The following is a 19,254-nucleotide window of genomic DNA, read 5'->3' on the forward strand; positions in this document are numbered from 1 at the left end:
TATCCTTAACAATTATTGGCCCACGTAATAAAATCAACCAACTACCAATGGTATGAACAGGAACCACTCATGAGCAATCGCAGTTATAACAAGCTCACCGCCGAAGAATTAGACTATGTGGACGATAAAACCGCCGCACTGCTACTCAATACGCCGCACAGCGCACGAATCATTCTCTGGGTCATGGTGGCATTTTTTATTCTAGCGATTGCTTGGGCGTCATGGGCAGAAATCGATAAAGTCACGGTCGGCCAAGGTAAAGTGGTTCCCTCCTCACAAGTGCAAGTGATCCAAAACCTGGAAGGTGGGCTGGTCAAGCAGATCCTCGTCCGTGAAGGTGAGCAAGTCCAAAAAGGCCAACAGCTTATTTTGATCGACGACACACGCTTTCGCTCCGACTTTCGCGAGCGCGAGCAACAAGTTGCAAACTTAACCGCCAGTGTTCTACAACTTTCTGCTTCCATTTCAAGCGTCATTATCGATGAGAATTTTGAAGAGAAGAACTGGGCAAATAGTGTACAACTTGATTACAGCAAGCTTGCTTTCCCTCCCGTATTGAGTGACAGCCAGCCAGATTTGGTTGAACGCCAACGAGATCAATATCGCCAAGATCTCGATAACCTGCGCAACCAATTGTCCGTTCTCTCTCAACAAATCAAGCAGAAACAGCAAGATTTGATTGAAGCCGAAGCGCGAATCATCAACCTTCGCCAAAGTTATGATTACGCGAAAAAAGAACTCGATATCACTGAGCCTCTCGCCAACGAAGGCGTAGTCCCGAGAATTGAACTGCTGAAACTACAACGCCAGTTGAATGATACTCGCCGAGAGTTAACCTCCACTGAGCTAAAAATTCCCGTACTCAAATCCGCGGTCCGTGAAGCGATGCTCAGTCGAATTAATGCCGCGCAAAAATTCCGAACTGAGCAGCAAGATAAACTCAACCAAGCGCAAGATAAGCTCTCATCTCTCACTGAATCGGCGGTCGGCCTTGAGGATAAAGTGAACCGTACAGTGGTGGTTTCCCCCGTAACAGGTACCGTAAAAACCCTTTATGTGAACACGGTAGGTGGGGTGATTCAACCGGGAATGAACATCATCGAAATCGTACCGACTGAAGACACTCTATTGGTCGAGGCTCAAATTGCGCCTCAAGACATCGCCTTTCTGCGCCCAGATCTGCCAGCTATTGTGAAGTTTAGTGCTTATGATTTCACGCGCTATGGTGGCTTAGAAGGCACGCTCGAACACATCAGTGCGGACACTACACAGGATGAGGAAGGTAATAGTTTCTATTTGGTTCGCGTACGCACTAAAGAAACCACTCTCGGGCATGATCAAAATTTGCCGATCATTCCGGGAATGACCGCTTCTGTCGACATTATTACCGGTAAAAGAACTGTATTAGATTATCTGCTGAAACCGATTTTAAGTGCGCAAAGCAATGCGCTGAGGGAATAGCCCGCCCTATGAAACGTTGGATTGTGCTGTCTCTGGCTATCTGTGCCTCCTCACTCTCGCTAGCGCTCACAAGCAAAGAGCAACAGTGGGTAGATGCGGTGAAGGCAACGTATGGCCAGCGAGCAGGCAAACGCGTCGAAACATGGCGTCGCAAGATGGCTGATCTTGCCTCTGCCTCAGAGCAAGAGCAATTAAAAGAAGTGAATGCCTTTTTTAATCAGCTCAACTTTGTCAACGATATTCACCTATGGGGTTCGAAAGACTACTGGGCGACCCCATTAGAATTTCTCGGCAGCAACGCGGGCGATTGCGAAGACTTCACAATTGCGAAGTATTTCTCGCTGTTAGAGCTCGGAGTACCAGATAAAAAACTCCGTCTCGTGTATGTTAAAGCCATTGAATTAAATCAATTTCATATGGTATTGGCGTATTACTCCACTCCGAGTTCCGAGCCGGTGATTTTAGATAATCTCAACCCACAAATTAAACCTGCGTCCACTCGCAAAGATTTACTACCTATCTACAGCTTTAACGGTAAAAATTTGTGGTTAATGAAATCGAATAACGGTCAATTGGCTGGGGACTCTTCGAGACTCAGTTTATGGAATGATTTAAGAGCACGAGAGCGCTCACTGAAATTAAATAAACCTCTAGTTAGCTATGATGAGTAGGCACTATGACGCTATACAAACAACTAGTCGCAGGGATGATTGCGGTGTTTATTCTGTTGTTGATTTCGGTTTTTACTATCGAATTCAACACCACTCGCAACAGTCTTGAACAACAACAACGTTCTGAGGTCAACAACACCATCAATACGGTGGGTTTGGCTTTAGCGCCTTATCTGGAGAAGAAAGACACCATTGCGGTAGAGTCAGTCATCAATGCGCTGTTTGATGGCAGTAGTTACTCGATCGTACGTCTGATTTTTCTCGATGACGGCACGGAAATCCTGCGCTCATACCCTATCCAACCCAATAATGTGCCGGCTTGGTTTACTCAGTTAAATCTATTTGAGCCCATCCATGATCGGCGTGTTGTAACCAGTGGTTGGATGCAATTGGCGGAAGTGGAAATCGTCAGCCATCCTGGTGCGGCTTACGCTCAACTCTGGAAAGCATTAATTCGTTTAAGTATCGCGTTTTTGGCGATCTTAGTGATTGGTATGTTTGCCGTCGCCTTCATTTTGAAGCGCTCTCTAAGACCACTACAACTCATCGTCAACAAAATGGAGCAGGTTGCTAACAACCAATTTGGTGAGCCTCTACCGCGCCCCAATACTCGAGATCTGATTTATGTAGTGGATGGCATCAATAAGATGTCTGAACAGGTCGAGAAAGCGTTTAAAGCCCAAGCCAAAGAGGCGCAACAACTGCGTGAACGTGCTTATCTTGACCCAGTCTCTCATCTTGGCAACCGAGCATACTACATGAGCCAATTGAGTGGCTGGCTCTCTGAAAGCGGCATCGGTGGTGTAGCCATTCTACAAGCTGAATTCATCAAAGAGCTTTATGAAGAGAAGGGCTATGAAGCCGGTGATGGCATGGTGCGCGAACTGGCGGATCGCCTTAAAAACTCCATCACCATCAAGGATATCTCTATCGCTCGTATCTCCACTTACGAGTTCGGTATCATCATGCCTAACATGGATGAAACGGAGCTCAAAATCGTGGCAGAGAGCATCATCACTTGTGTGGACGACATTAACCCTGATCCTACTGGTATGGCGAAAGCCAATTTATCGCTTGGCGTGGTAAGCAATAAGCGTCAATCCAGCACCACAACGCTCTTGTCCCTGCTGGATAATGCGTTGGCTAAAGCGAAATCCAATCCTGAGCTGAACTACGGCTTTATTAGCAGTGATACTGATAAAATCATCTTGGGCAAACAGCAGTGGAAAACTCTGGTCGAAGAGGCAATCCATAACGACTGGTTTACTTTCCGCTACCAAGCCGCCAACAGCAGCTGGGGAAAAACATTCCATCGCGAGGTCTTTTCTGCGTTTGAGAAAGACGGCGTGCGTTACACGGCAAACCAATTCTTGTTTGCCCTTGAACAGCTCAATGCTAGCCATATCTTCGATCAGTACGTGATTGAACGAGTGATTCAACAGCTTGAAAAAGGCGAACTGACCGATCCACTCGCGATCAACATCGCACAAGGCAGTATCTCTCAACCGAGCTTTATCCGTTGGATCAGCCAAACCTTAAGCAAACATCTTTCTGTGGCCAACTTACTGCATTTTGAGATCCCAGAAGGCTGTTTCGTCAATGAACCGCATTACACTGCGCTATTTTGTAACGCAGTACGCAATGCAGGGGCGGACTTTGGGGTAGACAACTACGGACGTAACTTCCAATCTCTCGACTACATCAACGAGTTCCGTCCTAAATACGTCAAACTGGATTATCTGTTTACTCACCATTTGGATGATGAACGCCAGAAATTTACCCTGACCTCAATCTCGCGCACCGCGCATAACTTAGGGATCACCACCATCGCATCACGGGTTGAAACACAGACTCAGCTCGATTTTCTTTCAGAACATTTCATCGAAGTCTTCCAAGGCTTCATTGTTGATAAGTAACCAAGGTCAGAGGCATGCAAGATACGTTACTCAATTCGCTGGTGTACGTAAGCCGTTATTATGGTTTAGCGAATTCTCCTGAAGCACTGATCAACGGCTTACCGTTGGCTGACGGCAAGCTCACGCCTTTTCTGTTTCCTCGCTCGGCGGAAAGAGCTGGGCTGATCGCAAAAGAAAACCGCGCGCCGTTAGACCAAATTCCTCATCTGGTGTTTCCTGTGGTATTGCTGCTCAAAGGCGGTGAGGCCTGCGTACTCAATAGTATCAATCAGGAAACGCAAGAGGCTGAAATTGTTACCGCAGAGTCGGGGTTAGTCCCCGTCGCTTACTCGCTCAGTGATTTAGAAGCGATGTATATTGGCCGTTACTTTATGGTCAAAAAGCAGTTTCGCTTTGATGAACGCTCACCAGAAGTCCTGAAACCCAGAGATGGGCACTGGTTTTGGAGCACCATCTATAAATCCAAGCATATTTATCGCGATGTGTTGATCGCGTCACTGCTGATTAACTTGTTTGCCGTTGCAGCGCCGATGTTTTCACGGATTGTGTACGACAAAGTCGTCCCCAATTTGGCTTTTGAAACCTTGTGGGTGCTCTCTAGCGGCATCTTAGTGATCTTTTTGTTCGATTTCGTATTTAAAATGCTGCGCAGCTACTTCATTGATGTCGCAGGAAAAAAATCGGACATTCTGATCTCTTCCAAACTGTTTAGTAAAGTGATGGGCATCCGCATGGAGGCTCGCCCACCTTCGGTTGGTGCTTTTGCTCGCCATTTGCAAGAGTTTGAATCGATTCGTGAATTTTTTACATCCGCGACGATTTCTTCACTGATTGATCTGCCATTCGCCCTGCTCTTTTTAGTGTTGATCTGGTTAATGGCTGGACATTTGGTGTGGGTGCCTGTGATCGGTGTCCTGATTTTGGTGATTTACTCATTTCTCATTCAAAGCCGCTTAAAACGGGCAATTGAAGAAGGCTCAAGACTCGCCTCACAAAAGTACGCCAACCTCATCGAAAGCTTAGCAGGACTAGAAACGGTGAAGCTGTTTGGCGCGCAAGGACAATTCCAGTACCGATGGGAAGAAGCCGTAGCGCACATGGCGAATTGGAACATTAAAAGTCGCCGCATCACCGATAGTATTCAAAACACCGCCGGTTTTGTGCAGCAAGCCGCCAATATCGGCATGATCATTGTCGGGGTCTACCTGATTTCCAACGGTGACCTGACCATGGGTGGGCTGATTGCCGCAACGATGCTCAGTGGCCGTGCGATTGGCCCCTTAGTGCAGCTCTCACTGCTTTCAACCCGTTACAACCAAGCCAAATCTTCTATGACCATCATTGAACAAGTGATGTCGATGCCTGATGAACAGGAGGAAGGCAAACGCTATATCCATCGTCCCATCATTCAAGGCAAGATTGAGCTGGACCGCGTGACTTTCCATTATCCAAATTCACCTATCGCCTCCGTCCGTGATTTAAGTCTTACCATCCATCCGGGTGAAAAAGTGGCGATTATTGGTCGAATTGGTTCGGGTAAAACCACGCTTGAGCGCTTGATCATGGGCCTGTACAAGCCAACTGAAGGGCATGTACGAATTGATGATACGGACATCTCGCAGCTGCATCACATCGATATTCGACGCAATATTGGTTGTGTACCGCAAGACAGTGTGCTGTTTTATGGCTCGATCCGCGACAACATTACGCTCGGTCGCCCACTTTCCGATGATCGTGAGGTAATGGATGCGGCCAACCGAGCGGGGGTTACGGTCTTTACTCAACAAGATCCTGCGGGTCTAGAACGTCAAGTGGGGGAAGGGGGTATGCTGCTCTCGGGTGGTCAACGTCAATCTGTGTCGATTGCGCGCGCTTTCCTTGGCCGCCCTCCCGTCTTACTGATGGATGAACCCACCAGCGCGATGGATAACCGCTCAGAAATGCACATTAAGCAACAACTTAGCCAACTCAAGCCAAGTGAGACGCTGATCCTTATCACCCACAAAACCTCGATGCTGGATGTGGTTGACCGCGTTATTGTGATGGAGAAAGGCTGCATTATTGCCGATGGTCCAAAGCACGAAGTGCTGAACGATCTGCGCCAAGGTAATGTACGCGCAGTGCAATAGTTTGGTGTCTTTAAATAGACGAACCCCTCACACGGTTTAGCGATGAAAGCGATGAAAAAGGGAACTTAACGTTCCCTTTTTTATTATTCCGCAGATTTATTACTCCACAGACAGATTGCACGACTCCGCTTCCGTTAGCGGACTTAAATACCAATATCTTCCGCTTCCAATAGTGAAGAGAGCTTAATTTCGTATTGGTTAAATTTGAAAATCGAGGCGCCGTGTTCTCGCTTGGTCAGCACTTTCTCATCACCAAACTGAATCGTGACATGGGTAAATACTTTATTTTTCGCTTCCACCGTATTTTCCAATAGCTGCTGCTCAAACTCTTCATTGAGCATATCCAAAGCAAGTTTGATTTTTTCCATCTGGGTCGACGCGTCTGCTTTCGCGGTTTCTATTTCTTGAGCTTCTTCATCGCTACGTTCTGCTTTCGGACGTTTTTTAAACTCGATTTCACGCCGAATCAACGCCATTGTCGTGTCTTGAGCTTGCTTATAGAGTTCTTTGTGTTTGTTGATTCTCTCTTTATAACTTTGGTAACGCGCAAAAGCCTCAACATGAGTCGCCGTGTCGCCCTCCACTCCGAGATTAAAGCAGAGCACTTTCCCGCCCACTTTGGCGTTTCCTGCACTGAGTGTGCCTTGGGTCATTTTGCTGTCGAGCACCGTCAAATCATTTCCACAACGGATAATATTGCCAATGCTGTGTACGCCAAGATGGATAGAATCCGCCGCTTGTAACTCAACATACTGCGCGTAGTTAGCACGAATACTGCCGCCAGATTTCACCACGCAGCTACGCTCTTCATCATCCGTCACCATGTGTCCAATGATACCTTTACCGACCTCGATATCACCTTGCGCTTGAACGTTAGCGGATTCAATAAAACCGCCAACCGTAATCGACCCCGTCGCACGAACAATCATGCCCGGTTCAATATCCCCAGCAATCACGACATTACCTTTAAAGCGGATATGCCCAGTGGCCACACTGACATGATTTAGGCAAAGCGCACTGTCCACTTCTATGGTGTTCTTTTTAATAAGGGGCATGCCCGCTTGACTGGCAAGCAACAAATTGGGGTCATTCGGGGAGATATGGGTACCTTTACCCGCCACCAACGCGGATTCTTTACCAGGCTTAGGTTGGATCTGTTTACCCTGAACGGTGTAACCCATCTCACCTTTAGTCGCAGGCAAACGGCGCATCACAGGATCATCTTCACCAACCGTGATGGTTTCTCCTAAATTGCGCATATCGAGTTTATTTTCACCCGCTTTCTGCTGAGGACGCAGCACGCGCTTCGAGACGTCTTCGACTAATGGAACAAATTGAGTATCACGCCCTTGAATGGGCTCCTTGCCACGAGCGACAGGCTGAGTAAACACCTCACCGGGTTTTAATTGGCCACTCACCAGCAGTACTTTTTTCAATGCCAGTTTGTTAATTCCTTTCAGCACGCTGGCTTGTGCTAGAGCATGAACCAGTTCATTACCGCGTAGACCGCGCCCGCCATAAGCTCCAGTGACGACCATGCTGGCTAGCATTTCTTTCTCACCAAGTACCACAGAAACTGTCGCGTTACGCACTTCAGCAATCACGATACCTTCAAACGCAGCGCGCTTACTTTCTTTCACACAATTGATAAAACGAGTGACTTCCTCATCCAATATGAACAGTTTACCCGCTCCAATTTGTGCCAACACCATAGGCAATTCGCTGCGATTGAGCTCCTTAGCGGCACCTTGCGCACCTAATTTTGCGATCACTTTCTGTCTATCTGGCGTGAGTTCGAGTATCTCTTTCCACATAACGCTTTATCTTTTACGGTACAGAATATCCATGAATTGAGTGTATAAGAAGAATACAGATTGCCAAACTACGCAGCCTGCAAATTCAGGCTTAGGTCACTCTGTAAATCACCCAAAAGAGTCATTTATAAACTAAGCGGAAGTGTGTAGATGAGAAAGCGGGCACTTTTTTTCGTCCGCGGAATCGTCAACGAGCAACCGTTTACACTGTAAACCGTACGGCAAAGGCTAGCGAACCATGCCAACAAACAATAAAGTCAGCCAGGCAGAGAATAGTGCAGAGTGTCTTTGCGAGCGAAGGAGTATACTGCAGTCACTCGGCGGCCTTGATTGGAATACTCCAAAGACTCACACAACTGGGTCGCAAGAAGAATACCTCGCCCATAGCTTTTTTCACTATTGGCATCTTTTAAAACTTGGCAATCAAAGCCTTTACCACTGTGCTCTAAATCGATTTCTATACGTTGATTTTCTGGCTGGTAGTTAACCTTGAGGATTAACCAGTGGTATTCAGGCAAGGTTTTCAATCGTTTATCGCGCAACTGATAAAACTCAAAGAAACCGTCTGGTGTTTCTTTCAACGAGGAATCGAGCTCCAATAACCCGTGCTCTATAGCATTGGCAAAGAGTTCTGAAAGTACTGAACAGAGTAAGTCGAGATCCTCACCACCGCTGACAATCCCGGTTAAAAAACGGCGTACTTCATTCATCAGGGAAATTTTACGCAGAACATCAGCGGGGAAATGCAATTCTGTCTGTAGGGGGATGCAGCTCAATACCACCTTAGGTAGGGCTTTATCACTCGGGTTACTGTTGGTGATAGGGAATGTCATGGTCAAAATAGAGAGATCATCCCCTTTGCCCCGATTCGAAAATTTTTTCACCGCATCATACAAAGTCGGAATCAAAGCCTCGGAATAGGCTTGCGTCAATACTTGTTCAAGACGCTCTTGGCCGAAGTATTCTCCTTGTTCGTTCATTGCTTCAATAATGCCATCGGTATAACAAACCAGCTTTTGATTAGGTTCGAGTTTGAAATGCTGCACATCCGCTTCAAACTCATTGGAAGACAGTACACCAAGTGGCATATGATTAGAGATTAAACGGCTCACTATCTTGCCATGGTTATCGAGTAAATATGCCTCAGGTAACCCTCCCCCCCACCAAGAGACTTCAAAGCCGTTAGCACGTACTTCAAACACGCTAGCAGCCAACATCATTCCAATAGGTAAAAAACGCTCTAGAGAGTGATTCAGCTCAACGACCATCTCCCCCAGTGAAAGGCCTTTTTGTGCAGTAGAGAAGAAAGTTCGGGTTGCGGGAATCGTCGAGATTGCCGCAGGTAAACCGTGACCTGTGGCATCTGCAATCATCACATAGACTCCACCGTGAGGCCGATTCGCGACCACAATCAAATCACCATTAAAAATGGTCGATGCTGTCGAGATATAGTGGATACCAAAAATGTGCTCAACTTGATGGCACATTTCTTCCATCAGGTTAGTAAAAATTGATTCTGAAATCGCGTAATCATACTGGACTTGCTCACGGAAATGGCGCAGCTCATCACGTTGTTCCATAACCTCATTATGCATCTTCACAATGCGATAATGTGCCTGCACTTTGGCAATGAGCACACTTCGTTCTACTGGCTTTAGGATGAAATCGTCACCCAGTGCTAAACACTTTTCAAACGAATCGCGATCGTCTAATACCGTCAGAAAAATGATCGGAATATGGTGCTTCACAAACGCTTGGCGGATCTCTTTAGCGGTGACAAATCCGTCTTTAATCGGCATCATCACATCAAGCAGAATCACATCGGGCAGGATTTCCATTGCACGCATCGCATCAATCGCTTGCTGCCCATCTTCAAAAGTGTCTATGTGTGATGCGATGTGCGCCAAGATAAATCGGCACAATTCACGGTTAGTACCGTGGTCATCCACTATCATTACTCTCACCGCTATCTCTCCTTTGAGCGATTTATTCGATATCGAATTTCTTATTAAAGCGTGATATCAGGAGGATTTTTCTCACCTGGGGTAAGACATTGACAATCCGAATCGCGCCGTCCGCTTGCTCTAGGTATTTCTGCATATTGAGCAACATGCCCAGCCCAGCACTATCGATATAGTCGACTTTGCGTAAATCTATGGTGAATCGATGATCATGCCGTTTGGCATAACTTGCACGAAAGTCGTGAACCAAGTTGAAGCAAAAAGCCCCTTCAATCGAAACGGTGATGTGTTTGTTGTGGCTATCAATGTTCGTGTGCACACTCATGGTGATCTCCTAAAATAACTCGACTTCGCCTTCATCTATGCTGTGCTGGTTGGCAGCCAATGCCCCACGATTACGTGAGCGCTCTTGTAATGCCACGAGACTTTCAATCACGGGTTGCACATCACGTGAGTTGGATTGCACTGCCTTTAACAAGCTGGTTGCTTCTTGTAAAAAGGCCATTGAGCCCAGTGCGTAGTCGCCTTGTTGAGAAACAATGTCCGTAAATTGCAATGCCCGTGTGCCTGCACGAACTTGTTGGGTCAGTTGTTGCCCTAGTCGCTGAAGTTTATTCACTTCTTGCTCTATTTCCGTATTCAACTGCTGAACGCCACGCAGCATATAATCCACTTTTTCTTTTGACTCAATGGCTTGAGTCATATCGAATGAAGCCATTTCACCCACTGTACGGTTGGCAATATCCACCGTGTCTTGGGCGACTTTCATTTCAGCTTCAATCTGAGTATTCAAACTCGCGGCCTGAATAGAGAGATTACGGACTTCTTGTGCCACGACGGCAAAACCGCGTCCTGCCTCGCCCGCTCGCGCCGCTTCAATGGCGGCGTTCAGCGCCAGTAAATTGGTCTGCTCAGACAAGCTGCGCACTTGATTCAGCAGTTTAAAAACCATATCCAGCTTTTGCGACATATCGTGAATGCTATGTACCGCTGAAATACTTTTTTCTGACACATCCACCAAGATTTGCACAAATTGCTGAATGATCTCTTCCGTTTTTGGTAACACCTGCATTAAATCAAACGCACTGCCTTGGTTAGCCAGTAAGTTATCCACCAATTGAGTCGAGATGGCGGATTGCTCCTCACTGACTCTTTGTAAACCAATAAAACTACTGTTGATGGTTTCTGCAGACGTGTTAACGACTTGGCGCTGCTTCTGTAAAGGGTCGGTGATTCGTTGAATATTCTCTTTTAAGATCTGCTCAATCAGACTAAGCGCCTGTTGATGCCCAGCAGATAACTGAGTTTCATCTGCTGGCAAAGCTGCTGTGACATTAGGTTGCGGGATAAAACCGACCAACCATGGCAGTAACGCGCTACAAACTGCGATCAATCCTAACCACCAATCCTGCCCAAATTGAAAAAGCACCAGCAGCAAGAGGAGTTGCCCTGTCAGTACCGCCGTTATTTTGTGTGTTCTGGTTATCATCCTAAGCCTCTCGACGTCTTTCTGGTGTTATGCGTACTGATGTTATGCGCGCTTTCTTTGTAGCTGTTCAACAATCCAAGCCGCCATTGCCCCTAAAGGCTTAACCACATCGGTCGCGCCGAGCTCAATCGCCACTCGCGGCATTCCCCACACCACGCTTGATTGTTCATCCTGAGCCGCGGTCGCCGCTCCTTGTTGATGCATCGCCAACATGCCTTTCGCGCCATCTTGTCCCATTCCGGTCAATAAAATCCCCATCGCTTTACTGCCTACATGCTGAGCAATCGAATCAAACATGACATCCACTGAAGGTTTGTGCCGATTCACCGCAGGTCTGTCATCTAACTCGACATACAGTTTCCCAGCCCGTTTCACGACTACGATATGCTTATCGCCTGGAGCGAGATAGGCGCAGCTGCTCTCAAGTGCTGTCGTTGGTTGTGTCACCTCTTGTACATGGAGAGCGCTGCTGTCATTTAATCGTTTCGCTAAGGAGGCCGTAAACTGCGCGCCAATATGCTGAGTCATGACGATAGGAGGTAAGCCAGAAGGTAATGCTGCGAGGACTTGTTTGACAGCCTCCGTACCACCAGTAGAAGAGCCGATAGCAATCAACTGGTAATCGGTGGAAACTCGCTCCGTAATGGGGGTTGAAACCGTCGCACTCTGCACAAACCCTACATTGGCTTGTGCCGCCATTTTGATTTTCTCATTCACCAAGTTTTTATAATTGAGCATCTCTGCTGGGTTATCTGAAGAAGGTTTGGGGAAATAATCCACGGCGCCTAACTCAAGAGCCGCCAACGTTGCTTCCGCCCCATGCTGGGTTAAAGTGGAGATCATCACCACAGGTAATGGATGAAGGCGCATCAGATTTTTAAGAAACTGCACACCATTCATTTTGGGCATTTCAACATCTAAGGTCACCACATCGGGTTGATGATACTTAATCAGCTCACGAGCTTGATAAGGATCTTCTGCGCAGGCCACCACTTGCAACGCGGGGTCGCTATCAATCAACTGGGTTAATAAAGCCCGAAATACCGGAGAATCATCCACGATCAAGACTTTGATTTTTTTCATTGAAACAACTCCACATCGTCAGAGGGAATTTGCCTATCTATGCTGTGCTGATAGAGTTCTTCGTCCTGTTTAATTGCATGTGCCGAACTAAATCCAATGCGTTTTACCCATGCCTGCCCGGTCTGTGGATCAAACAACAATTTTCGCGGTTGAGCGCCTCCCAAGTCTTGCGCCACGACGTTTAACTTTTCACGCTTGGCATACTCAAGCACAAACTCGACGTTTTTTTCCCCAACCAGCGACTGATACCCCATTAAGTGAGCACCGCCAAACAACTTAAAACTCAATCTCTCCCGCTCAGCTCCCATGGATAATAGGCGGTTGATCAAAAGTTCCATTGCATAACATCCATAGCGAGAAGTGTCCGATAATAAAGCCTGCGGATGCCAATGATGGCTCTCAAACTGGTTATGAAAAGGCAGTAGGAAATGGTTCATTCCGCCCACTTTCATTTCGATATCCCAAGCACAAGCTGAAACACAAGAACCCAACCCGGTATGGATAATTTCTTGATCTGTGGTTGTATAAACGCCTCCTGGCATCACCTTGACCCAATGTCGATGATCGCTAGGATGGTTGAAACGATGGTAATGCCCCTTCGCCTCTTCCTGTTTTAATCTGCGCTTGGTGGCAAGTTTACTGTCTGACATAAATAGTATGTCCCAGATGATGGAAAAGAGAGCTACAACGGCCAACACTCTCTGAATGCCCTAGCATCAGTACGCCACCCGGCTTGAGTTGCTGGTGAAAACGTTCAATCAACTGTTCTTGGGTCGGACGATCAAAATAGATCATCACATTACGGCACAAGATAAGATCCAGCTTCTGTTTAAACGGCCATTCCTGAATCAGATTCAATTGGTGAAAGTCGATGTAGCGTTGCAAACTCTGTTTAATCTTCATATTGCCTTGCTGATCTTTGACCCCACGGACGAAACAACGACGCAAATACCGTTCAGGAATCGAGCTTTGCGATTCAATGGGATAAATCCCCAAACTCGCTTTCTCTAACACTGCCGTATCCAGATCGGTTGCCCAAATTTTGACATCCGGACAAAAATTCATGACTCCTGCATGGTCTAAAACCGAGACTAGAGTGTAAGGCTCTTCACCGGTCGAACATCCCGCAGACCAAAAACGCAGTTGGCCTACCCGCTCTTTACTCCACTCTGGAACCAATACTTTTTCAATAAATTCAAAATGATGGCTCTCACGGAAAAATTCTGTTTTGTTGGTGGTCAAGGTATTAATGAAGTGAATGCGCTCCTGCTCATCACTTTCAATCAGCTCACGAAATTGTGTAAAACGGCGTAAACCCTTACGGCGCATCTGCCGACTCAAGCGGCCATACACCATGGTACGCTTGGAATCCGGGAGATAAATTCCGACCGTTTTATGCATAAACCATTGAATAAATTTGAAATCTTTATCTGTGAGTTCAAATTCTTGCTCATTGACCGCCAACATACGTTATCCCTAGATTAGAATTCTTCCCATTCGTCACCTTCTTCTGCCGCCCGAGCTGGCATTTTATGTACAGCCTGATGTATCGGTGCTTTATGCATGCTAACCACAGGCTTAGTTTTGGGTGGCGTTGATTGGCGAGGTTTGCGCTCAAAAGTGGTGACATTATTTTCGGTGACAAAGAAATTCATCAAATTAAGCAGCTCTTTTCCTTCATCTTTGAGTGACTGACTCGCCGCTGATGTTTCTTCCACCAGCGAAGCGTTCTGCTGGGTCATTTCATCCATAGCAGCAATCGCTCGGTTGATTTCATCAATACCCGTGGATTGCTCCACACTGGAAGCGGCGATCTGTGCAATCAGATCCGAGACTCTCACTACCGCTTCAACAATTTCTTTAAGTGTCGATCCCGATTCATTGACTAAGCGTGAGCCTTCATTCACCTTATCGACACTATCGTTAATCAAACCTTTAATCTCTTTCGCCGCTCCGGCACTACGCTGCGCGAGATTACGCACTTCTCCGGCAACCACGGCAAAGCCGCGACCTTGTTCACCAGCCCGCGCCGCTTCTACCGCAGCATTCAGAGCCAACAAGTTGGTTTGGAAAGCGATTTCATCAATCACGCTAATGATGTCCGCAATTTTCTTACTGGCGGTATTGATTGCCCCCATCGCGCTGATGGCTTCACCAACCACTTCTCCGCCTCGGGCAGCTTTTTTCGCCGCATCGGTTGCAAGTAGATTGGCATCTTTCGCGTTATCCGCATTTTGACGCACAGTTGCCGTTATCTCTTCCATACTGGCGGCAGTTTCTTCCAAGTTAGAAGCCTGAGCTTCCACACGCTGGCTGAGATCGTTATTGCCATCCGCTATCTCTGTAGAAGCGGTCGCAACTCGAGCAGAAGAAACGGTAATTTTGTCGACCATATTGCGTAGGTTCACAATCGAAGCGTTGACCGCACTGGCTAATCGACCAAATTCGCCTTGGTACTCTTCAGACATGCTGGTATTGAGATCGCCTTCAGCCACTCGGCTCATCACCGTAATACACTGCCCTAATGGTTCCACCAGCGTGTTAAGCAAGTTATTGATACCATCCCCCAACTCACGCATAAAACCGTTGTAACCACTAGTGTTGATCCGGTCATGCAGGTCACCTTTAATCGCTTTTTGGATCAAAGACTCCACTTGGCGCTGGCCATCACGCTGCTCAGTAATATCCATCCACTGCAGAGCGGGGCCTATGTATTCGCCTTTCGTATCGCGCATCGCAATACAAGTCAGGTTAAACTCTAAAGAGCCAACTTTTATCATGGAGGAGAAAGGCAAGCGTTCTGGGTTGCTAATGATCGAACGTTGATGTGCAGGATTTTTATGGAAAATGTCGATATTTTTCCCCACCAACTCAGCGGCTTTAAAGCCGGGAAAGGCCTGCGCGAGTTCTGGTTCACGGTGGGTCAACAGTTGCAACAGTGCGGGGTTAAGATATTGAATAATCCCCTCTTTATCCGCCATCATCAAGTTGGTCGTCATGCCTTCGACCGCCGAAGCTAAACGACCTATTTGCTGCTCACGCAGGAGCTCTTCGGTCACATCACGCCATTCCAAGGTATTGCCAATGTAAGAACCGCGATCATCAATAATCGCACCTACAATCAGCTCTATTTTTACCCCTTTGATGTTGATGACGGTGGTGTAGGGTAAATGGCTCGGATCCGCGAGCATGGTGCGCTGATGGCGAGGATTAAGATGAAAATGGTCAATGCAGTAGCCCTGTAAAAAATCGGCCTCGGCACGAAAATCAGGCCAGACACTACGAAACAACGTTTCGTGTTGTTTTAGCAGCTTGAGCGTTTGATTATTGAAGTAGGTGATCCGAAAGTCGCGATCTATCATCATCAGTGCTGTTTGTGCCGCATTGAGTGCGGAAAGCAATTGATAGTTAGATAAACCGCTTTGGGTCTCCGACTCGTCAAATTCACTCGTGGCGCTCTCCTTGGCTGGCTCAACAAACTGGGGCACAACCTGTTGTTTACGATTCCAAAATGCCATGTGTCTTCCCTCGTTATATGCTTTCGGCAGTGGTGCTTAAGCGCAGCGCCTCAACGTCGAACAGCGCATCAATATCAATAAGAACCAGATGTTTGCTTTTCACTGCCGCAATTCCTTTCACGTATTGGTTGCCGATCACAGTGGAAATACTGGGCGCATGTTTGATCTCTTGCTCAGACAAGGCATACACCTCAGCGACCGCATCCACAATCAGCCCCAAAGGCTGCTGATTCGCCGCATTAATCACCACCACCACTGTGGTAGCGTTAATTTCAACCGGCACTAAGCCTAAGCGACGCTTCAGATCGACAATCGGAATGTACTCGCCACGAATATCCAGCAAGCCAATCACAAACGGTGGCGCATTAGGCAGGATGCGCACAGGACTCCATCCACGCACTTCACGCACTTCCAGAATCGGGATACCGTACTCTTCATCATCTAAAACGAAACTGAGAAATTCACGCTGCATCATGCTTGTCCCTCATTAAGGATTCGGTCCATATCCAGCAATGCATCACTGTCTAGCAAAGACATCACCTCATCCCCGACATTCAAAATGCCACTTAGAAAAGGCACCACCATGCTCTCACCGATTGCCGGATGCAGCGGCATATCGCCTTGGCCAATCACATCGCTGACGGAATCAACCACTAAACCCATCAGGCGTTTTTGCTCTTGTTCGCGAGCACTCAAGATCAAGACAACCGTTGTTGGCAAATACTCGTATTGGGTGAGTCCAAAGCGTTGGCGTAAATCGATAATGGGAACAATCATGCCGCGCAAGTTGATCACGCCTTTAACAAAATGCGGCGCTCTCGGGATCGGCGTAGGTTTTTCCCAAACGCGGATCTCTTCGACATGAGATAAGGTCACCCCGTAAAGCTCAGTTCCGAGCATAAAACTTAAAAAATCTGCGCCCCCAGTCAGCCCCATATCCATCGACAAGATTGGCTCAAGAGCGGCACTGGATGATGTGGTCAAATTCGCTGAATTCATACCTGCTCCTATGCCGCTTTGCCTTTGGTCGTGGAAGATGAACTGCGCTTCATAAAGTGGGCGATCAAGCCAGGAATATCGAGGATCAAAGAGACGGAGCCGTCACCCAAAATCGTGGCTCCTGAGATCCCAGCCACTTTCGCATAATTGGATTCTAGGCTTTTGATCACCACTTGCTGCTGATCAAGCAGATCATCCACCAGCAAACCTACCCTATGTCCTGCTGATTCGACAAAACAGATCAAGCGTTTCTCTAAACTGCCACTGCGCCCCATCGCAAGCTCATCTTGCAAACGTAAAATTGGGATATTTTCTTCGCGCAATCGGTAGAGTTCGATCCCGCCTGCAGCATGTTTGACACTAGCAGTGTTGATCTGAATCGATTCGACGATCGTCAGCAGCGGGATGACATAAACCTGATCGGCCACTTTGACCAACTGACCGTCCAAAATCGCCAGTGTCAGAGGCAGACTGATGGTAAAACGGCTTCCTCGGCCTAATTCGGAATCGACTTCAATCTGTCCACCGAGCTCTTCAATGTTGCGTCTCACCACATCCATACCGACACCACGGCCTGAGATGTCTGAGACTTGCTCGGCGGTAGAAAACCCGGGGGCAAAAATTAAACTGATGATCTGTTTATCGGTCAGATCGCTACGTTGGGTCTGAGGCTCTAACACCCCCTTTTCCACCGCTTTGCGCCAAAGCTTGTCGCAATCAATCCCTGCCCCATCGTCACTGATTTCGACAATGATCGAGCCACCTTGATGAAAGGCTTTTAACGTGATCACTCCCGTTTCAGGCTTACCTTTGGCAAGGCGGACATCCGGCATTTCAACACCATGATCGATACCGTTGCGCACCAAATGCACGAGAGGATCCACAATCCGTTCGAGCACAGTTTTATCCAGCTCCGTTTGTTCACCTTGGATTTGTAAATCGACTTTTTTCCCCAAACGACCACACAAATCCCGAACTAAACGGGGAAAACGACTAAACGCAAAACTCATCGGTAGCATGCGAATATTGAGTACGTTTTCTTGCAGATCTTTACTGTTTTGCAGCAGCTGCGCTAAACCGGCTTTTAACTTGTCCAATTTGTCCATTGAAAAGTCATTACCGAGTTCGGTGAGCATGGATTGGGTAATCACTAACTCGCCGACCAAATTAATCAGGTTATCGACTTTCTCGATATCGACGCGGATAGAGGAGACACTTGAGTCCGTTTTCGCAGGCTTGTTAGTCGCGGACTCTTTGGGGTTAGCGATGACAGGAGCGACAGTTGCAACCGGCGGTTCTACCGCAGGTAAGTCAACGATGGCAACAGGCTCGACCTGAGTTTGGGGGTTGCTTTGAAGCGTCGCTGCAGGAGCAGCCTGCTCATCCTCTACATGAGCGCTAGCCTCATCACTGAGTATTGGGGCGATGTGCAAATCACACTCATCTTCAACCCAGTCGAACAACTCACGCACATCGTTTTCCGACACATCTCCTGTTAACCGGATCGTCCAACTCAGATAACAGAGTTCAGGATCGATTTCGGCTAACTCTGGTAGGGCTTGATGGTCTAGCTCTATTTGATATTCAGAACCTAACTCACGCAGCTCACGTAAGATACGCAGCGGGTCATTACCGCTATAAAACAGTGTTTGATGAGGAACAAAACGGATGCGCCAGCCTTGTGCCGTCGCATCTGGGGTTGCAATAGCATCGGCGTGCGTATTGGATGCGTGCGTATTGGATGATACGGGCTGCGCTTGACTCATTGCCCTATCGGCTCCCTGATCCGCTAACAAGGCTTGCAGTTCAGCCCCGACTTGCTGTTTCAAGGCTTCGTCAATCGCTGTCTCTTGTTCCCGACTATCCAGCATGTTACGTATCACATCGCAGCTTTTGAGCAAGGTATCAACGCCTTGTGCGGTGAGCTGTTTTTTCTGGTTGCGGATTAAATCGAGGTAGGTTTCGACCGCATGAGTAAATTCGCTGATCTCATGCAAATTGAAGGTGCCGGCTCCCCCTTTGATCGAGTGAGCCGCACGAAAAATCGTATTGAGCACCTCAAGATCGACCTGAGAAGGATCCAGTTGCAACAATTCCCCTTCCAAAGTCTCAAGATTTTCACGGCATTCAACATGAAAAATCTTGCGCAGTTGTTCCATATCTAAAGCCATAACTCACCCGCCCACTGACTAGTTTTGATTATTTTAGAGTTC

The 19,254-nt window shown here is 47.4% G+C and carries 15 protein-coding genes; 4 read left to right on the forward strand and 11 right to left on the reverse strand.

The window, feature by feature from the left end; translation table 11 throughout:
* Nucleotides 1–69 precede the first annotated feature (69 nt).
* From GOU96_RS00710 to GOU96_RS00725, 4 genes are read left to right on the forward strand one after another with little or no spacing between them, the layout of a single operon-like run.
* Complete coding sequence (locus tag GOU96_RS00710) at nucleotides 70–1,461, forward strand: HlyD family type I secretion periplasmic adaptor subunit (RefSeq protein ID WP_000071262.1); 1,392 nt, start codon at nucleotides 70–72, stop codon at nucleotides 1,459–1,461.
* An 8-nt stretch (nucleotides 1,462–1,469) separates the two neighbouring features.
* Nucleotides 1,470–2,132: a transglutaminase-like cysteine peptidase gene (locus GOU96_RS00715; protein WP_000832892.1), complete on the forward strand. Its 663-nt coding sequence runs from the start codon at nucleotides 1,470–1,472 to the stop codon at nucleotides 2,130–2,132.
* 5 nt (nucleotides 2,133–2,137) lie between these two features.
* On the forward strand, nucleotides 2,138–4,048 hold the full coding sequence (locus tag GOU96_RS00720; protein ID WP_000177439.1) for a bifunctional diguanylate cyclase/phosphodiesterase: 1,911 nt from the start codon (nucleotides 2,138–2,140) through the stop codon (nucleotides 4,046–4,048).
* 14 nt (nucleotides 4,049–4,062) lie between these two features.
* Nucleotides 4,063–6,177, forward strand: a complete 2,115-nt coding sequence (locus GOU96_RS00725; RefSeq protein ID WP_001154355.1) for a type I secretion system permease/ATPase — start codon at nucleotides 4,063–4,065, stop codon at nucleotides 6,175–6,177.
* A gap of 143 nt (nucleotides 6,178–6,320) precedes the next feature.
* Here the strand turns inward: GOU96_RS00725 and GOU96_RS00730 are convergent, their stop codons facing one another.
* From GOU96_RS00730 to GOU96_RS00780, 11 genes are all read right to left on the reverse strand, one after another.
* The gene (locus GOU96_RS00730) at nucleotides 6,321–7,991 is read right to left on the reverse strand and encodes a DUF342 domain-containing protein (protein WP_042987980.1); all 1,671 of its coding nucleotides are present in this window, start codon (nucleotides 7,989–7,991) and stop codon (nucleotides 6,321–6,323) included.
* Between the two features lie 257 nt (nucleotides 7,992–8,248).
* Nucleotides 8,249–9,946, reverse strand: coding sequence for an ATP-binding SpoIIE family protein phosphatase (locus GOU96_RS00735; RefSeq protein ID WP_042987979.1), 1,698 nt, complete (start codon nucleotides 9,944–9,946; stop codon nucleotides 8,249–8,251).
* 31 nt (nucleotides 9,947–9,977) lie between these two features.
* On the reverse strand, nucleotides 9,978–10,277 hold the full coding sequence (locus GOU96_RS00740) for an STAS domain-containing protein (protein WP_000110730.1): 300 nt from the start codon (nucleotides 10,275–10,277) through the stop codon (nucleotides 9,978–9,980).
* Nucleotides 10,278–10,286: 9 nt separating this feature from the next.
* A complete protein-coding gene (locus GOU96_RS00745; RefSeq protein ID WP_042987978.1) occupies nucleotides 10,287–11,441 on the reverse strand; it encodes a methyl-accepting chemotaxis protein in 1,155 nt (384 codons plus the stop codon).
* 42 nt (nucleotides 11,442–11,483) lie between these two features.
* On the reverse strand, nucleotides 11,484–12,524 hold the full coding sequence (locus tag GOU96_RS00750; protein ID WP_042987977.1) for a protein-glutamate methylesterase/protein-glutamine glutaminase: 1,041 nt from the start codon (nucleotides 12,522–12,524) through the stop codon (nucleotides 11,484–11,486).
* On the reverse strand, nucleotides 12,521–13,174 hold the full coding sequence (cheD, locus tag GOU96_RS00755) for a chemoreceptor glutamine deamidase CheD (protein WP_001284066.1): 654 nt from the start codon (nucleotides 13,172–13,174) through the stop codon (nucleotides 12,521–12,523). Before cheD ends, GOU96_RS00750 begins: the two co-directional genes overlap by 4 nt.
* On the reverse strand, nucleotides 13,161–13,991 hold the full coding sequence (locus tag GOU96_RS00760) for a CheR family methyltransferase (protein ID WP_001961538.1): 831 nt from the start codon (nucleotides 13,989–13,991) through the stop codon (nucleotides 13,161–13,163). The genes cheD and GOU96_RS00760 overlap by 14 nt, the downstream gene beginning before the upstream one ends.
* Nucleotides 13,992–14,005: 14 nt before the next feature.
* On the reverse strand, nucleotides 14,006–16,042 hold the full coding sequence (locus tag GOU96_RS00765; RefSeq protein ID WP_000896398.1) for a methyl-accepting chemotaxis protein: 2,037 nt from the start codon (nucleotides 16,040–16,042) through the stop codon (nucleotides 14,006–14,008).
* A gap of 13 nt (nucleotides 16,043–16,055) precedes the next feature.
* Nucleotides 16,056–16,517, reverse strand: coding sequence for a chemotaxis protein CheW (locus tag GOU96_RS00770; RefSeq protein ID WP_000983692.1), 462 nt, complete (start codon nucleotides 16,515–16,517; stop codon nucleotides 16,056–16,058).
* Nucleotides 16,514–17,041 carry a chemotaxis protein CheW gene (locus GOU96_RS00775; protein WP_001083360.1) on the reverse strand — a complete coding sequence of 176 codons (528 nt, stop codon included), beginning with the start codon at nucleotides 17,039–17,041 and terminating at the stop codon, nucleotides 16,514–16,516. Before GOU96_RS00775 ends, GOU96_RS00770 begins: the two co-directional genes overlap by 4 nt.
* Before the next feature lie 8 nt (nucleotides 17,042–17,049).
* Nucleotides 17,050–19,212: a chemotaxis protein CheA gene (locus GOU96_RS00780; protein WP_174500035.1), complete on the reverse strand. Its 2,163-nt coding sequence runs from the start codon at nucleotides 19,210–19,212 to the stop codon at nucleotides 17,050–17,052.
* Nucleotides 19,213–19,254: the final 42 nt, after the last annotated feature.

It is taken from the genome of Vibrio sp. R-1 (genome assembly GCF_035615595.1).
Taxonomy (GTDB): domain Bacteria; phylum Pseudomonadota; class Gammaproteobacteria; order Enterobacterales; family Vibrionaceae; genus Vibrio; species Vibrio cholerae.

What these genes read in the sequence shown, in the direction of transcription:
- GOU96_RS00760 (WP_001961538.1), bottom strand. Translation starts at nt 13,991, where the DNA reads ATGTTGGCGGTCAATGAGCAAGAATTTGAACTCACAGATAAAGATTTC.
- GOU96_RS00765 (WP_000896398.1), bottom strand. Translation starts at nt 16,042, where the DNA reads ATGGCATTTTGGAATCGTAAACAACAGGTTGTGCCCCAGTTTGTTGAG.
- GOU96_RS00730 (WP_042987980.1), bottom strand. Translation starts at nt 7,991, where the DNA reads ATGTGGAAAGAGATACTCGAACTCACGCCAGATAGACAGAAAGTGATC.
- GOU96_RS00775 (WP_001083360.1), bottom strand. Translation starts at nt 17,041, where the DNA reads ATGAATTCAGCGAATTTGACCACATCATCCAGTGCCGCTCTTGAGCCA.
- GOU96_RS00715 (WP_000832892.1), top strand. Translation starts at nt 1,470, where the DNA reads ATGAAACGTTGGATTGTGCTGTCTCTGGCTATCTGTGCCTCCTCACTC.
- GOU96_RS00710 (WP_000071262.1), top strand. Translation starts at nt 70, where the DNA reads ATGAGCAATCGCAGTTATAACAAGCTCACCGCCGAAGAATTAGACTAT.
- GOU96_RS00740 (WP_000110730.1), bottom strand. Translation starts at nt 10,277, where the DNA reads ATGAGTGTGCACACGAACATTGATAGCCACAACAAACACATCACCGTT.
- GOU96_RS00750 (WP_042987977.1), bottom strand. Translation starts at nt 12,524, where the DNA reads ATGAAAAAAATCAAAGTCTTGATCGTGGATGATTCTCCGGTATTTCGG.
- GOU96_RS00745 (WP_042987978.1), bottom strand. Translation starts at nt 11,441, where the DNA reads ATGATAACCAGAACACACAAAATAACGGCGGTACTGACAGGGCAACTC.
- GOU96_RS00735 (WP_042987979.1), bottom strand. Translation starts at nt 9,946, where the DNA reads ATGATAGTGGATGACCACGGTACTAACCGTGAATTGTGCCGATTTATC.
- GOU96_RS00770 (WP_000983692.1), bottom strand. Translation starts at nt 16,517, where the DNA reads ATGATGCAGCGTGAATTTCTCAGTTTCGTTTTAGATGATGAAGAGTAC.
- cheD (WP_001284066.1), bottom strand. Translation starts at nt 13,174, where the DNA reads ATGTCAGACAGTAAACTTGCCACCAAGCGCAGATTAAAACAGGAAGAG.
- GOU96_RS00720 (WP_000177439.1), top strand. Translation starts at nt 2,138, where the DNA reads ATGACGCTATACAAACAACTAGTCGCAGGGATGATTGCGGTGTTTATT.
- GOU96_RS00780 (WP_174500035.1), bottom strand. Translation starts at nt 19,212, where the DNA reads ATGGCTTTAGATATGGAACAACTGCGCAAGATTTTTCATGTTGAATGC.
- GOU96_RS00725 (WP_001154355.1), top strand. Translation starts at nt 4,063, where the DNA reads ATGCAAGATACGTTACTCAATTCGCTGGTGTACGTAAGCCGTTATTAT.